The sequence below is a fragment of the Leisingera sp. ABM4_103 genome (assembly GCF_056158685.1).
Genome location: NZ_JBSWTU010000005.1, coordinates 989,026 through 1,004,913, shown reverse-complemented (window position 1 = coordinate 1,004,913; position 15,888 = coordinate 989,026). Strand labels below are relative to the sequence as shown.

General features: G+C 62.9%; 13 protein-coding genes. 9 read left to right on the top strand and 4 right to left on the bottom strand.

What is annotated here, in order from left to right:
• Window positions 1-2 precede the first annotated feature (2 nt).
• From ACXAED_RS06415 to ACXAED_RS06405, 3 genes are all read right to left on the bottom strand, one after another.
• Window positions 3-968 carry a PDR/VanB family oxidoreductase gene (locus tag ACXAED_RS06415; protein ID WP_475047899.1) on the bottom strand — a complete coding sequence of 322 codons (966 nt, stop codon included), beginning with the start codon at window positions 966-968 and terminating at the stop codon, window positions 3-5.
• A complete protein-coding gene (locus ACXAED_RS06410; RefSeq protein ID WP_475047896.1) occupies window positions 965-1,576 on the bottom strand; it encodes a dimethylamine monooxygenase subunit DmmA family protein in 612 nt (203 codons plus the stop codon). The genes ACXAED_RS06415 and ACXAED_RS06410 overlap by 4 nt, the downstream gene beginning before the upstream one ends.
• Window positions 1,577-1,648: 72 nt before the next feature.
• Window positions 1,649-2,794, bottom strand: coding sequence for an aminomethyl transferase family protein (locus tag ACXAED_RS06405; protein WP_475047894.1), 1,146 nt, complete (start codon window positions 2,792-2,794; stop codon window positions 1,649-1,651).
• Between the two features lie 549 nt (window positions 2,795-3,343).
• Here ACXAED_RS06405 and ACXAED_RS06400 point away from each other — a divergent pair.
• From ACXAED_RS06400 to folD, 8 genes are all read left to right on the top strand, one after another.
• A complete protein-coding gene (locus ACXAED_RS06400; protein ID WP_475047891.1) occupies window positions 3,344-4,717 on the top strand; it encodes an ammonium transporter in 1,374 nt (457 codons plus the stop codon).
• A gap of 11 nt (window positions 4,718-4,728) precedes the next feature.
• Window positions 4,729-4,944, top strand: coding sequence for a hypothetical protein (locus ACXAED_RS06395; protein WP_475047889.1), 216 nt, complete (start codon window positions 4,729-4,731; stop codon window positions 4,942-4,944).
• A gap of 132 nt (window positions 4,945-5,076) precedes the next feature.
• Window positions 5,077-5,973 carry a class II glutamine amidotransferase gene (locus ACXAED_RS06390; RefSeq protein ID WP_475047886.1) on the top strand — a complete coding sequence of 299 codons (897 nt, stop codon included), beginning with the start codon at window positions 5,077-5,079 and terminating at the stop codon, window positions 5,971-5,973.
• Window position 5,974: 1 nt separating this feature from the next.
• Complete coding sequence (locus tag ACXAED_RS06385) at window positions 5,975-6,658, top strand: protein GlxC (protein ID WP_475047884.1); 684 nt, start codon at window positions 5,975-5,977, stop codon at window positions 6,656-6,658.
• 19 nt (window positions 6,659-6,677) lie between these two features.
• A complete protein-coding gene (locus tag ACXAED_RS06380; protein ID WP_027236195.1) occupies window positions 6,678-8,009 on the top strand; it encodes an FMN-binding glutamate synthase family protein in 1,332 nt (443 codons plus the stop codon).
• 76 nt (window positions 8,010-8,085) lie between these two features.
• On the top strand, window positions 8,086-9,417 hold the full coding sequence (gene glnT, locus ACXAED_RS06375) for a type III glutamate--ammonia ligase (protein ID WP_475047880.1): 1,332 nt from the start codon (window positions 8,086-8,088) through the stop codon (window positions 9,415-9,417).
• A gap of 287 nt (window positions 9,418-9,704) precedes the next feature.
• Window positions 9,705-11,381 carry a formate--tetrahydrofolate ligase gene (locus tag ACXAED_RS06370; RefSeq protein ID WP_475047878.1) on the top strand — a complete coding sequence of 559 codons (1,677 nt, stop codon included), beginning with the start codon at window positions 9,705-9,707 and terminating at the stop codon, window positions 11,379-11,381.
• Window positions 11,382-11,487: 106 nt separating this feature from the next.
• Window positions 11,488-12,390: a bifunctional methylenetetrahydrofolate dehydrogenase/methenyltetrahydrofolate cyclohydrolase FolD gene (gene folD / locus ACXAED_RS06365; RefSeq protein ID WP_475046925.1), complete on the top strand. Its 903-nt coding sequence runs from the start codon at window positions 11,488-11,490 to the stop codon at window positions 12,388-12,390.
• Window positions 12,391-12,489: 99 nt separating this feature from the next.
• Here folD and ACXAED_RS06360 read toward each other — a convergent pair whose 3' ends face one another.
• Complete coding sequence (locus ACXAED_RS06360) at window positions 12,490-13,332, bottom strand: EamA family transporter (RefSeq protein WP_475047876.1); 843 nt, start codon at window positions 13,330-13,332, stop codon at window positions 12,490-12,492.
• Window positions 13,333-13,513: 181 nt separating this feature from the next.
• Here ACXAED_RS06360 and tdm point away from each other — a divergent pair, with 181 nt between their 5' ends.
• Window positions 13,514-15,883, top strand: a complete 2,370-nt coding sequence (gene tdm / locus ACXAED_RS06355) for a trimethylamine-oxide aldolase Tdm (RefSeq protein WP_475047873.1) — start codon at window positions 13,514-13,516, stop codon at window positions 15,881-15,883.
• The last annotated feature ends 5 nt before the right edge of the window (window positions 15,884-15,888 follow it).

Below are 15,888 nucleotides of genomic sequence, written 5' to 3'. Positions count from 1 at the left end.
CCTCAGCGATCCAGAACCAGGGTCTTGCCTTCAAAGCGCGACACGCAGGGCATGATGTGCTTGCCGCCGGCCTTTTGCTCGTCGGTCAGCCAGTGGTCGTAGTGCAGGAATTTGCCGTCATAGCCGATGACATTGGTCTCGCACTGGCCGCAGGCGCCGCCGCGGCAGAGGTAGGGGGCGTCGATTCCGGCTGCCTCCAGTGCTTCCAGCAAAGACTGATGCTCGCCGACCTGAACCACCTTGTTCGACACGGCGCATTTCACCTCGAACGGTTTGCCGGAGGCGGGGGCGAGGAATTCCTCGGAATGCACGGCCTCGCGCGGCCAGCCCATTTCCTCTGCGGTGCCATGCACCCATTCGATCATGCCCTTGGGGCCGCAGACGTAGACGTGGGTGCCCAACGGCTGGTTGGCGAGCAGGGTCTTGAGGTCGATCGCCTCTTTCTGGTCGTCATGGTAGACATGCACCTTGCCCGGGTAGCGCTCGGACAGCTCCTTGGCGTAGGTGCCGAGCGAGGCGGTGCGGACCGCGTAGTGCAGCTCGAAGTTCCCGCCCATCATGGTCAGCTGATGCATCTGTGCCATGAAGGGTGTGATGCCGATGCCGCCTGCCAGCATGAGGTGCTTGCCTGCCCGCAGGTCCAGCGAGAACAGGTTGACCGGATTGGAGATCACCATCTCCATGCCCTCTTTGACCTTGCTGTGCATGAATTTGGAGCCGCCGCGGCCCTGGTCGTCGCGGCGCACCGAGATGGTATAGGCGCCGCGGTCGGCCGGATTGGACATCAGGGAGTAGGCGTTCAAGCGGGTGATATCGCCGTCCTGCATCTCGACCACGGTATGGGCGCCGCCCGAGAAGGTCGGCAGGTCGCCGCCGCCGGTGCGAACGAATTTGAAACGGGTGACCAGGTCGTTGACCGGTTTGACCTCGGCCACGGTGACATTCAGTTTTGCGGTGCCAGCACTCATTTGAACAGCTCCACTTTCTCGGGGATGTTGCCCGGGTCTTCGGCATCCACCCGCACGCCCTGGAAGGCGGCGAGGCGGCGCGAATAGTGATCGCGCACGAACAGGCTGAGGCCGCAGTGGCTGCATTCGAAGGGATCGGTGGTGACGTCTTCCGTGATGCCCTTGCAGTGCACGCATTGCATGCGGCGTGCGGTGGAGCCGCGGTGCTCGGTCTGAATCGCGGTGTGCGGAATACCTGCCGCGGCGGCTTCTGCTGCGGCCTGGCCCATCAGGCTTTCGGTGCCGGTCAGGTACACCTGGGTGCCCATGTGGCAGTCTAGCAGGGCGCGGCGGATGCGGCCTTGCGCAGCCTCATAGGAGGGGCCTGCGTAGTATTGGCCAGCGCCCAGCTCTTCCAGCTGGCTGCTGTATTTGGTGCCGGTATTCTTGGGGATGTAAATGATGTGGGCCTTGGCCCAGAAGTCCTTGTCCGCGGATTTCGCCAGATCAAGGATCGCCTCGGCGCCTTCGGCATCGGCGATCATCAGGTGGCCGCTGCCAGCGCGGGCCTCAAGCTCGCCGTATACCGGGCGGCTGGTGATTGAAGGAGGGAATTCGGTCTTAGACATGTGGGTCGCTTTTCCTGCAGTCCGGGTGAACGAAAGCGGGCGCCCCCGGGATGGGGACGCCCGGGATCCGGATCAGCCCTTTGCGGTGCGGATCGATTTGTCCTTGTCGTAGAAGGGCATCTCTTCAGCGGTGGCGGCAATCTCGGTGCCGTCGCCATTGCGGACGGTCAGCTTGGTGCCCGGCTTGGCGCAGGCTACCGGCATCCGCGCGATGCCCACGTTGTGGTTGTTCACCTCCGAGTACATGCCGTAGGTGACCACGCCGACCTTTTCGCCGTTCTGCAAGAGGTCCGCGCCTTCGTCTGCGGGGATCTTGCCCTCCAGCATGACGCCATAGATCTTGAAGCGTTCCTTGCCTTCGGCGGCATAGTGGTTTTCGGCGCCGATGAAGCCGGTCTTGCCGGGGGAGACGGTGAATTCGAGGCCCAGCTCCCACAGCGTGTCGCCGCAGGTCTCGTTGTCGAACGGATAGGTCTCGGAGTTGTCGCCCGGATAGAACAGCAGGTAGCTTTCGGTGCGCAGCAGGTCGAGGGTGGAGAACTGGACGGGAACGATGCCCATGTCCTTACCCTTGTCCAGGATGCTGTCCCACAGGCGGACGGCGTCCTTGGCCTGGCAGAAGATCTCATAGCCGCGCTCGCCGGTGTAGCCGGTGCGCGAGATCATCACCGGGCAGCCGAACAGCTTGGTCTGGATGATGCCGAAGTAGGCCAGATCGCGGATGCCGGGCACGTATTCGGCCAGGAAGTCCACCGCAACGGGTCCCTGCAGCGACATGTCGTGCAGGTTGTCGTCGAAGATCACCGAGCAGTTCTTGCCGGCCGCAACCGTGTTCAGCTGCTCCATGCCGGTGCCGGTGCCGTGCACCACCAGCCAGCTGTTCACCGACAGGCGATAGATGATGCAGTCGTCCACGAATTTGCCTTGGTCGTTCAGGATCGAGGCATAGGTGGAACGGCCCGGCATGATCTTTTCGACGTTGCGGGTGGTGACCCGGTCGATGACCTGGGCTGCGTGTTCACCCACGACGTGGACTTTTTTCAGGCCGGACACATCCATGAGGCCCGCCTTGGTGCGGATCGCCTCATAGTCTGCTTTGGCGCGCTCCGGAGTGTGGTCGTAGAACCAGGCGGTTCCCATGCCGTTCCAATCTTCCAGCTCGCCGCCGATTTCCTTGTGGCGCTGTGCCAGTGCTGAAGTCCGCCAGATAATGGCCATTTCGCGTGTCTCCCTATTGGTGCGGACCAAAATTCTTGATTTGGTTCCTTTGGTCTGGTCCAGTTAGCCAAAAGGGGGGGCTCTGTGTCAATGAATATTCCTGCCAGGAAAAAGATTTTGCCTAAAAGGCCGATTCCTCACGGCTTTGCGGCACAGACTGGCCTGAAATGGTCTTTTTATGAGCAGGCTTGAGGTTGCGGGCGCTGCCAATTGACCCGCTCAAAGTGAGAATCGGGTGATTCCCGCGCCGGAGAATCGCGTGATTCTGCCGCAAACAAGCGGTTCTCATAGGGTTTTGGCCGCTGTTTCGGGCCGGAATGGGGCCGGCTGCCGGGCACGGGCTGGCCACGCTAAGCCGTTGGAGACGCGGAGCTAAGGCGGGTGGAGAGGGAGGCCGGATAACGCGTTGGAGCGGGCCGGATTGCCTGCGAGTGAATAAACTTTCACATGATTATTGACAGATTCGCATCCCGAGACCCAGAATAAAGGAAAATAATATTCCCAAGAGGCAAAAATGCCCGGGAGCACTGCCAACAGGAGGGCAAAACATTGGATGGTAATCTGAACGCGTTAACAACCGTGTTCACCGAGTTCTATTACTGGGTGACGGTTGTCTTCATGTTCCTCATTCACGTGGGGTTCTGCATGTATGAGGTCGGCGCCAGCCGCCACCGCAACCACATGCACACACTGATGAAGAACATCATGATCATTCCGCTGGTCACGGTGACATTCTTCTTTTTCGGATGGTGGATCTACTGGGCCTTTCCCAGCTTCCCGTTCTTCGGCGGGCTGAACCATGACGCGGGTGCTGCAAACCTGCCCTGGTCGCAGAACATGGGCACCAACCTGTCCGACCGGATCACCGGCGTGTTCTGGGCAGCGTTCCTGCTGTTTTCCTGGACCGCCGCCTCGATCGTGTCGGGGGCAGTGATCGAACGGATCCGCTCCTCCGCCCTGTGGGTACACGCGGTGATGATCGGCTCTGTGTTCTGGATCATCGACGCCGCCTGGGGCTGGCACGCCGAAGGCTGGATGGTCAAATACTTGGGCTACCACGATGCCTATGCGTCCGGCGTGATCCATGCGATTGCCGGCGGCTACGCGCTGGGCGTGATCATGGTTCTGGGACCGCGGCTGGGCAAGTTTGCCGCCGATGGCACACCGCGCGATATCCCGCCGCATAACCCCTGGATGCTGACCATCGGGATCTTCCTGATCTACTCCGGTTTCTGGGGCTTCTATGCCGCCTGCAACATTCCGGTGATCTCCCCTGACGGTATTGGCGGGCTGCTGACCGGCGAGACCTGGACGGCCACCAATATCTACTTGGCGCCGACCTCGCTGTCCGCGATCACCTTCAACTTCCTGATGTCGCTGTCCGGCGGCCTGATGGCGGCCTATGTGGTGTCCAAGGGCGATGCGTTCTGGACCTTCTCCGGCGGTCTGGCCGGTATCATCACGGCCTCCGCGGGCAACGATCTGTATCACCCGATCCAGGCGATGCTGGTCGGCGCGGTTGGTGTCGTGATTGTTTACAAGCTGCACTACTGGGTCGAGCGCACCTTCAAGATCGACGATGCGGTGGGCGCCGTTGCCGTGCATGGCTACTCCGGCATCGTTGGCCTGATCATCGCAGGCTTCCTGCTGTGGGGCGCACCGAGTTCTCCGTATGAAGGTTTCGCCACCGTGAACCCGGTCGGCCAGACCATCGGCGCGGTGATCATGTTCGGTGTGCTGGGCTGGCTGCCGGGCTTTGTGATCGCAAAGATGCAGGCAGCTGCCGGCGTCCTGCGCATCCCCGAAGAGGTCGAGCTGCAAGGCCTCGATTACGCCGAACACCATGCCTACGAAGACGCCAAAGCCGAAATCATTGCAGCCGACAAGGCTGCTCTGAATGGTGGCGGCGTTCCGGCTGAATAAGGAGAATTGAAATGTCTACGATCGGTTACGACAGCTGGGCAGTGGATCTGGCAGAGGTTGGGGCAGTCTACCCCTTCCAGGGATCAGAGGGGCTGATGGTGGTCTTGGGCGTGGTCTTCTGGATTGCCTGGCACAGGATCCAGTTTGTCCGCGAAGGCGCGCATTTGGATAAGGCCAAGCGGATGGGAGATACGGAAAAAATCCACAATCTGCTTGAAAAGTATTGACCTGATCCGGTCAGAGGCGCGCCAGTCCGGCGCGCCTTTCTTTCCTTCTAAGGAAAATAAGTTTCATAAGAGTTGAACGGTGGATCGCAAACTGCTAGCTTTGATTCGAGATGAAAAGCAGGAGGCACACCCATGTGCGGGATTGTCGGTCTTTTTCTGAAAGACAAATCACTAGAGCCGAAACTGGGCGATATGCTCACCGATATGCTCATCACCATGACGGACCGCGGTCCCGACAGTGCGGGCATTGCAATCTATGGCGCGGACGCCGATGGGCGGGCCAAGCTCACCGTTCAGTCCGATGCACCGGACGAGGCCTTTGACGGCCTGGACGGCGCGCTGGCCGAAGCGCTGAGCGCCGATGTGTCGATCCGGGTGATCGACACCCATGCGGTCCTTGACTTGCCCGCGGGCAAGGAGGAGGAGGCGCGCAGCGCGCTGGCCGAACTGCGCCCCGGCATGCGCGTCATGAGCGCAGGCGACACCATTGAGATCTACAAGGAAGTGGGTCTGCCGGAGAAAGTGGCCGAGCGTTTCGACGTGCGCGGCATGAGCGGCAGCCACGGCATCGGCCACACCCGCATGGCCACTGAATCCGCCGTGACCACCGAGGGCGCACACCCGTTCTCCACCGGCTCGGACCAGTGCCTGGTGCACAACGGCTCGCTGTCCAACCACAATTCGCTGCGCCGCAAGCTGCGCCGCGAGGGTGTGCGGATCGAAAGCCAGAACGACACCGAGGTGGGCGCCGCCTATCTGACCTGGAAGATGCAGAACGGCGCATCGCTGGGCGAGGCGCTGGAAAGCAGCCTGGAGGACCTGGATGGTTTCTTCACCTTTGTGGTCGGCACCAAGGACGGCTTTGGCGTGGTCCGCGACCCGATCGCCTGTAAGCCGGCCGTAATGGCAGAGACCGACCAGTATGTGGCGTTCGGGTCCGAATACCGCGCATTGGTGAACCTGCCGGGCATCGAAGAGGCCCGCGTCTGGGAGCCCGAACCCGCAACCGTTTACTTCTGGAACCACTAAGATGCAGACATATGATCTTGAAGCAAATGGCCTGCGCGGTCTGAACTCGGCCCTGCAGGAACTCAATGGCAGCTCCAACAAGACTGCCTGGGAAATCGTCAACCCCAAGGGCAGCCATGCGATTGCCGTGGGTCTGAACTCGCCCATCGAAGTCACCGTCAAGGGCTCCACCGGCTACTACTGCGCCGGCATGAACCAGCAGGCGACCGTCAAGGTCGAGGGCTCCGTCGGCCCCGGCGTGGCGGAGAACATGATGTCCGGTACCGTGATCGTCGAGGGCGACGCCAGCCAGTACGCCGGCGCCACCGGCCATGGCGGCCTCCTGGTGATCAAGGGCAATGCCTCTTCGCGCTGCGGTATTTCGATGAAGGGCATCGACATCGTCGTGCACGGCAACATCGGCCATATGTGCGCCTTCATGGCGCAAGCGGGCAACCTGGTTGTGCTGGGCGATGCCGGCGATGCGCTGGGCGACAGCTGCTATGAGGCGCGATTCTTTGTGCGCGGCAGCGTCAAGAGCCTCGGCGCCGACTGCGTTGAGAAGGAAATGCGCCCCGAGCACATCGAGATCCTCAAGGATCTGCTGGCCCGCGCCGGCGCAGATGCCAAGCCGGAAGAGTTCAAGCGCTACGGCTCCGCCCGCAAGCTCTACAACTTCGACGTCGACAACGCGCAAGCGTACTAAGGACAGGGATCAAACAGACATGGATAGCAATAACATCCCCCGTACGGTCCCGATCCAGTCGGCGACTTTTTCCAACCCGATCAATGCGGAGATCCGCCGCGCGGCAGCCACCGGGATCTACGACATCCGCGGCGGCGGAGCCAAGCGGAAGGTGCCGCATTTCGATGACCTTCTGTTCCTCGGCGCCTCGATCTCGCGCTACCCGCTGGAAGGCTACCGGGAGAAATGCGAGACCAAGGTGACGCTGGGCACCCGCTTCGCCAAGAAGCCGATTGAGCTGGATATCCCGATCACCATCGCCGGCATGAGCTTTGGCGCTCTGTCTGGTCCCGCCAAAGAGGCCCTGGGCCGCGGCGCATCCGCTGCAGGCACCTCGACCACCACCGGTGACGGCGGCATGACCCCGGAGGAGCGAGGCCATTCCTCCAAGCTGGTCTACCAGTATCTGCCGTCCCGTTACGGCATGAACCCGGATGACCTGCGCAAGGCGGACGCGATCGAGGTTGTGGTCGGCCAGGGCGCCAAGCCCGGCGGCGGCGGTATGCTGCTGGGCCAGAAGATCTCGGACCGGGTTGCGGAAATGCGCACCCTGCCGAAAGGCATCGACCAGCGCTCCGCGTGCCGCCACCCGGACTGGACCGGCCCGGATGACCTGGAAATCAAGATCCTTGAACTGCGCGAGATCACCGACTGGCAGGTGCCGATCTACATCAAGGTCGGCGGCACCCGCCCCTACTACGACACTGCTCTGGCGGTGAAGGCCGGCGCGGACGTTGTGGTTCTGGACGGCATGCAGGGCGGCACCGCCGCCACCCAGGATGTGTTCATCGAACATGTCGGTCTGCCGACGCTCGCCTGTATCCGCCCTGCCGTGCAGGCGCTGCAGGACCTGGGCGTTCACCGCGAAGTGCAGCTGGTGGTTTCCGGCGGCATCCGCACCGGCGCGGACGTGGCCAAGGCGATGGCGCTGGGCGCAGATGCGGTCGCGATCGGCACCGCGGCGCTGGTGGCGCTGGGCGACAACGATCCGAAATGGGAAAACGAGTATCAGAAGCTGGGCACCACCACCGGCGCCTATGACGACTGGCACGAGGGCCGCGACCCGGCCGGCATCACCACCCAGGACCCAGAGCTGATGAAACGCCTGGATCCGGTCGACGCGGGCCGCCGCCTGCGCAACTACCTCAAGGTGATGACGCTGGAAGCGCAGACCATCGCCCGCGCCTGCGGCCACAACCACCTGCACAACCTCGAACCCGAGGACCTGTGCGCCCTGACCATGGAGGCCGCCGCCATGGCGCGGGTGCCGCTGGCGGGCACCGACTGGTACCCGGGCAAAGCTGGGTTCTGATAATTGGCGGGGCGCGGCTGGCAACAGTCTGCGCCCCATTTCTGAAATACGTTCAACAGGGAAAGGAAGTAGGACCATGACGACAGATCTGGCTGCTTTCGCAAAAGAAAAAGGCGTCAAATACTTCATGATCTCCTTCACCGATTTGTTCGGTGGCCAGCGCGCCAAACTGGTGCCGGCGCAGGCGATCGCGGACATGCAGGAAGACGGGGCCGGCTTTGCCGGTTTTGCCACCTGGCTTGACCTCACCCCGGCGCACCCGGACATGCTTGCGGTGCCGGATCCGTCCTCGGTGATCCAGCTGCCGTGGAAACCGGAGGTCGCCTGGGTGGCGGCTGACTGCGTCATGGAAGGCGAGGACGTGGCCCAGGCGCCGCGCAACGTGCTGCGCCGCCTGATCAAGGAGGCAGCAAGCGAGGGCCTGCACGTGAAGACCGGCATCGAGGCCGAGTTCTTCCTGCTGACCCCGGAAGGCGACGAGATCTCCGACCCCTTCGATACCGCTGAAAAGCCCTGCTATGACCAGCAGGCGGTGATGCGCCGCTATGACGTGGTGCGCGAGATCTGCGACTACATGCTGGACCTGGGCTGGGGCCCGTACCAGAACGACCACGAGGACGCCAACGGGCAGTTCGAAATGAACTGGGAGTTCGACGACGCGCTGTCGACTGCCGACAAGCACAGCTTCTTCAAGTTCATGACCAAGTCGGTGGCGGAGAAGCACGGCTACCGCGCGACCTTCATGCCGAAACCGGTCGAAGGCCTCACCGGCAACGGTTGCCACGCACACATCTCAGTCTGGGACGCGCCCGGCAAGGATTCCCGCACCAACGTCTTTGCCGCCGACAAGGGAGAAGGCCAGATTGCCGAACTGGGTCTGTCGGAGCAGGGCGGCTGGTTCCTGGGCGGCATCATGAAGCACGCCTCGGCGCTGGCGGCGATCACCAACCCGACGGTGAACTCCTACAAGCGCATCAACGCGCCGCGCACCATGTCGGGCGCGACTTGGGCGCCGAATACCGTGACCTGGACCGGCAACAACCGCACTCACATGGTGCGCGTGCCCGGCCCGGGCCGGTTTGAACTGCGCCTGCCCGATGGCGCGGTGAACCCCTACCTGCTGCAGGCGGTGATCATTGCAGCCGGCCTTTCCGGCATCCGGTCCAAGGCCGACCCCGGCCCGCGCCACGATATCGACATGTACGCCGAAGGCCACACCATCACCGACGCGCCGAAGCTGCCGCTCAACATGCTGGATGCGCTGCGCTTCTACGACAAGGACGACGGTCTGAAGGCAATGATGGGCGAAGAGTTCTCGGCCGCTTACCTGAAGATGAAAGAGCAGGAGTGGAACTCCTTCGTCAATCACTTCTCCCGCTGGGAGAAGGACAACACGCTGGACATCTGATTCCCCGCTCTGGCCTATTGGCCGGACATCTGCGGCCCGGGTTCTGCCCGGGCCCTTTTTATTTGCGGCAGCGCCTGCCGCATATGCGCCGCTTTCACCCGGGGTGAAATTCCGCCTGTTTCCGATTGGCGGCGGAATCGCCGGAAACCTCCTGTTTTTCAGGGAAACCGGCTCAGGAAGGTGTTGACGCCTAGGAAAATAAATTGAGTAATAGGAATATATCTTGCCTCGCAATCAACTTCTGCTGCGGGGCGTGAACCGGAACGGATGGCAGCAGGAACCTTGCCATGAGCTACAAGAGTGACATTGAGATCGCGCGTGAGGCGCAGAAGAAGCCGATCCAGGAGATTGGTGCTAAGATCGGGATTTCCAGCGATGATCTGCTCCCCTACGGCCACGACAAGGCGAAGGTGAGCCAGGCGTTCATCGACTCGGTGCAGTCCAAGGAAGACGGCAAGCTGATCCTGGTGACCGCGATCAACCCGACCCCGGCGGGCGAAGGCAAGACCACCACCACCGTGGGCCTGGGCGACGGGCTGAACCGGATCGGCAAAAACGCGATGATCTGTATCCGTGAAGCCTCGCTCGGCCCGAACTTCGGCATGAAGGGCGGCGCTGCAGGCGGCGGTTACGCGCAAGTGGTGCCGATGGAGGAGATGAACCTCCATTTCACCGGCGACTTCCACGCCATCACCTCGGCCCACTCGCTGCTCAGCGCGATGATCGACAACCACATCTACTGGGGCAACGAGTGCGAGATCGACGTGCGCCGCGTCGCCTGGCGCCGTGTGGTCGACATGAACGACCGCGCCCTGCGCCAGATCACCGCGTCCCTGGGCGGCGTGTCCAACGGCTTCCCGCGCGAAACCGGCTTTGACATCACCGTGGCCTCGGAAGTGATGGCGATCCTGTGCCTTGCGACCGACCTCAAGGACCTGGAAAAGCGCCTGGGCGACATCATCGTGGCCTACCGCCGCGACAAGACCCCGGTCTACTGCCGCGACATCAAGGCCGAAGGCGCGATGACCGTTCTGCTGAAGGACGCGATGCAGCCCAACCTGGTGCAGACCCTGGAAAACAACCCGGCCTTCGTGCACGGCGGCCCCTTCGCCAACATCGCGCACGGCTGCAACTCGGTCATTGCCACCAAGACCGCGCTGAAAGTCGCTGACTACGTGGTGACCGAGGCGGGCTTTGGCGCGGACCTGGGCGCCGAGAAGTTCATGAACATCAAGTGCCGCAAGGCAGGCATCGCGCCGTCCGCGGTTGTGCTGGTCGCCACCGTGCGCGCGATGAAGATGAACGGCGGCGTTGCCAAGGCGGATCTGGGCGCCGAGAACGTCGAGGCGGTGAACTCCGGCTGCGCCAACCTCGGCCGCCACATCGAGAACGTCAAATCCTTCGGCGTGCCGGTTGTGGTTGCGATCAACCACTTCGTGACCGACACCGATGCGGAAGTGGACGCCGTCAAAGCCTACTGCGCCTCCCACGGCGTCGAAGCGGTGCTGTCGCGCCACTGGGAGCTGGGCTCGGAAGGCTCCGCGCCGCTGGCCGAGAAGGTTGTCGAGATCGTCGACGCAGGCTCCGCCAACTTCTCGCCGATCTACCCGGACGAGATGCCGCTGTTCGAGAAGATCGAGACCATCGCCAAGCGCATCTACCGCGCCGACGAGGTGCTGGCGGACAACAAGATCCGCAACCAGCTGAAGGAATGGGAAGACGCGGGCTACGGCAACCTGCCGGTCTGCATGGCCAAGACCCAGTACTCCTTCTCCACCGACCCGTCCCTGCGCGGGGCGCCGGTGGGCCACTCGGTGCCGGTGCGCGAAGTGCGCCTCAGCGCCGGTGCCGGCTTCATCGTGGTGGTCTGCGGCGAGATCATGACGATGCCGGGCCTGCCGCGCAAACCGGCGGCGGAAACCATCTGCCTGAATGCGGACGGCCAGATCGAAGGCCTGTTCTAAGGCACCGCAAACGGAATGCAGCGGCCCGGGTGTCCCCGGGCCGCTGAAGCTTTGAGATGACGGGACCGGATCCGGGGCGGCGCCCCCGGCGGAAAGGAAGAGAGCAATGGCAGCAACAGTGATTGACGGCAAGGCCTTTGCGGCCAAGGTGCGCGGCCAGGTGGCGGAGCACGTGGCGCGGCTGAAAGAGGAGCATGGCATCACCCCCGGCCTGGCGGTGGTGCTGGTGGGCGAGGACCCGGCCTCCCAGGTCTATGTCCGCTCCAAGGGCAAGAGCACCGTCGAGGTGGGCATGAACTCGTTCGAGCACAAGCTGGACGCGGGCACCTCCGAGGCTGATCTGCTGGCGCTGATCGATCAGCTGAACAACGACGCGTCCGTGCATGGCATCCTGGTGCAGCTGCCGCTGCCGGGGCATCTGGACGAGGATCTGGTGATCAACTCGATCGCGCCGGAGAAGGACGTGGACGGCTTCCACATCTCCAACGTCGGCCTGCTGGGCACCGGCCAGAAGTCGATGGTGCCCTGCACGCCGCTGGGCTGCCTGATGATGCTGCGCGAGCACCATGGGAGCCTCTCGGGCCTGGACGCGGTGGTGATCGGCCGCTCCAACATCGTCGGCAAGCCGATGGCGCAATTGCTGCTGGGCGACAGCTGCACCGTGACCATCGCGCATTCGCGCACCAAGGATCTGCCTGACGTGGTGCGCCGCGCCGACATCGTGGTGGCGGCGGTGGGCCGTCCGGAGATGGTGCCGGGCGACTGGATCAAGGAAGGCGCCACGGTGATCGACGTCGGCATCAACCGCATCGACGCGCCGGAGAAGGGCGAGGGTAAGACCCGTCTGGTGGGCGATGTGGACTACGCCTCGGCGGCTGAGCGCGCAGGCGCGATCACGCCGGTGCCGGGCGGCGTCGGCCCGATGACCATCGCGTGTTTGCTGGCGAACACCGTGACCGCCGCCTGCCGCGCCAACAACCTGGCCGAGCCGGAAGGCCTGACCGCCTGAAGCGCAGAACAGCACTGAAAGTGATGCTCCCGCCGGACGCCTCCGGCGGGAGTATTTTGGGGAAAGATGAGTAAGCAGCGTGTCGCCCGCGAAGGGGCCTCAGACACCCAGGTAGGCGATGCCGCCGAAGGTGACAGCGACGCTGATCCATTGTGCGCGGGTCATGCTTTCGCGCAGCACCAGCCAGGCCAGAACCACGGTGACAAGGCCGAACAGCGAGGCGCTGACGGAGGCGAACTCGGGCCGGGGAAGGGTGCCTGAATAGATCACCAAGCCAAGTGCTGCGGCATCCAGCACGCCCATCACGCAGAGGAGCGGGAGGACCTGGCGGGGCGGGAGCTGCAGCGTGCGCAACAGGATTGCGAGGGCCGCCGCCAGCAGGATTGCGGCCGCGCGGGTGACGATCAGGACCGGCAGCTCTGCTCCGGCCTGGGTCGCGGCCTGGCCTGTTGCAAAGGTCAGCGCAAAGCCGATTGCCGCCATCAGGCCCCATCCTGCAGTCTTCGGATTGAACGTGCCGCCCTCGTCTTCTGCTGAAAAGACCGCTATGCATCCCACACCGCCAACCACGGCGGCAACTGCCAGCCAGTGACCTGGCCCGACCGGCTGCCCATGCAGCATTGCCAAGCCAAGCGACAGCACCGGATAGGCGCCGATCAGCGGCGCTGCCAGCTTGACCGGTCCAAGTGCAAAAGCACGGTACAGCGCGTAAGACCCAAGCGCATAGATGGCGCCGGAGAGCCCGGCGAGTTTGGCTGCCGGCAAGGTCATCGCCGGCCAGTCCGCCAGTGCCAGGCCTGCAGCAGCCATCAGAATCGCACCCGTTGCAAACACTGTCAGCATGGCCGGCAGAATGCCGGTCCGCTGCGAGACAAACCGGACGCACAGGTCGTGGATCCCCCAGGCAAGGGCTGCCGCGAGGCCAAGAAGCAGCGAGTGCATGGCGGTTATCCTTTCGTTTGCGGCATTCACCCCCAGGAAAATGCCGCATCCCGGGCATTTGCCGTTTTTCCGCAGAAAATCAACATGTTTGTTGATTAGAGTGGAGGAAGGCAATATTCTTTTCAATAAATAAATATTCCGACCATGCAATTTTCGGCCGGAGTCCAACAGGAGATGCGCGATGAATGACATGAGCTTCCCTGAGGTTGTCAAAGGGCCGCCAAAGCCCTCTGGGCTGTATCAGCCGTCGGTGTTTTCGCTGCCCAAGGGAACTGAGCGATACGTGGTCGAGGGCTGCGGCGCGATCCTGATCCGCGTGGAAACAGGCGACCGGGTGACGGTGATCAATGACGAGGGCGGGCAGCCCTGCGAGATCGTTGCGGCAGAGGACAAGGGCCGCATTGATCCCGGCATCATTGGCGCGGCCCCCAATAGCGATGCAAGCGGGCTGAAGGCGCTGCTGACCTCCGCCGACCAGTCCTTGCGCGGGTTGCGCATGGGGATGGAGGCGCGCGGCATCGATCTGGCGCAGGGGGGGGCGGTGCGGTTCTTTGACGGCACAACGCCTGCCAAGACGGAAGAAAGCTTTACCGCGCAGCGCGACGGGGTGGTGATCATCGCGGCGCCAGGCGGGATCATGGATTTTGAGAAGCAGGACACTGCAACGTCCCTGACCGTCATGGTCAAGCGGGCAGTGATCAAGCAGGTGGCGCGGTTCGAGCTGCCGGATCCCCTGGCCGATCCTGTCAGCGAAGTGCGGGTGCACAGCGCCACTGCGGAGAGCTATTTCGTGAAGGCGGGCGACTACATCCAGATCATTGACGTGGACGGGCGCCAGTGCACCGATTTCCAGTGTTTTGCCGCCCGCAAGCTGGACAAGGGGATCGAGCACGCCCTGGACGTGACAACCACGCGGACGCTGATGGGCCATGCCTATCCGATGCCGGGGCTGCATGCGAAGTACTATGATCAGGACATGCTGCCGCTGGTCGAGGTGGTGCAGGACACCGTGGGCCGGCATGATGCCTTTGCCTTGGCCTGTGCGGCGAAATACTACGACGACATCGGCTATCCTGGCCATGTGAACTGCTCGGACAACTTCAATGCGACACTGGCCCAGCATGGGGTGACACCGCGTGCGGGCTGGATGGCGATCAACTTCTTCTTCAACACCGGGCTCGATGATCACGGCGTGATGTACGCCGATGAGCCCTGGACCCGGCCCGGCGATTACGTGCTGCTGCGGGCGCTGACCGATCTGGTGTGCGTCAGCTCGGCCTGCCCGGATGACACCAGCGCCGCCAATGGCTGGAACCCCACTGACATTCACGTCCGCACCTACAGCGGGCAAGAGACCTTCAAGCGGGCGATCGCGTTCCGCGCGACCCCTGAATTGGAGCCCAAGATGACCAAGGAAACCGGTTTCCACGACCGCCTCAGCAAGCTGACCCGCAATTTCGTCGAATATAACGGGTTTTGGCTGGCTAACTGCTATGCCGAGTCCGGCCCGCTGGAGGAATACTGGGCCTGCCGCGAGAAATGCGTGGTGCTGGACCTGTCCGCCTTGCGCAAGTTCGAGATCACCGGGCCGGATGCCGAGGCGCTGTGCCAGTATATCTTTACCCGCAATATCAAAAAACTGGCAGTGGGGCAGGTGGTCTACACCGCGATGTGCTACCCGCATGGCGGCATGATCGACGACGGCACCGTGTTCCGCCTGGGCAAGGACAACTTCCGCTGGATCGGCGGCTCGGATTACGGCGGGGAATGGATCCGCGAGCAGGCCGAGAAGCTGGGGCTGAACGTGCTGATCCGGTCTTCCACCGACATGCAGCACAATATCGCGGTGCAAGGTCCCGAAAGCCGGGATCAGCTGAAGAAGATCGTCTGGACGATGCCGCATAACCCCGAGCTGGAGGAACTGGGGTGGTTCCGCTTCACCCCTGCGCGGATCGGCGGCGAACATGGTGTGCCCGTGGTGGTATCGCGCACTGGCTATACCGGCGAACTGGGGTATGAAATTTTCTGCCACCCGAAACATGCCAGCGAAGTCTTTGATGCGGTCTGGGAGGCTGGTCAGGATCACGGCATCCGACCGATGGGGCTGGAGGCGCTGGATATGGTGCGGATCGAGGCCGGGCTGATCTTCGCGGGCTATGACTTCTCTGACCAGACCGACCCGTTTGAAGCCGGCATCGGGTTCACCGTTCCGCTGAAGTCCAAAGAGGATGATTTCATCGGCCGCGACGCGCTGATCCGGCGCAAGACGACGCCTGCGCGCAATCTGGTGGGGCTGGATATCGACTCGGCCATCGACGTGGGCCACGGCGACTGCGTGCACATTGGGCGCGCGCAGATCGGCGAGGTGACCTCGTCGATGCGTTCGCCGCTTCTGGGCAAGAACATTGCTCTGGCACGTGTGGATGTGTCCTGTGCGGAAGTTGGGACCGAAGTGGAAATCGGCAAACTTGACGGGCATCAAAAACGGCTGCCGGCCAAGATTGTACCCTTTGCGCATTACGACCCCAAGAAGACCCGGCCTCAATCCTGAGGCCG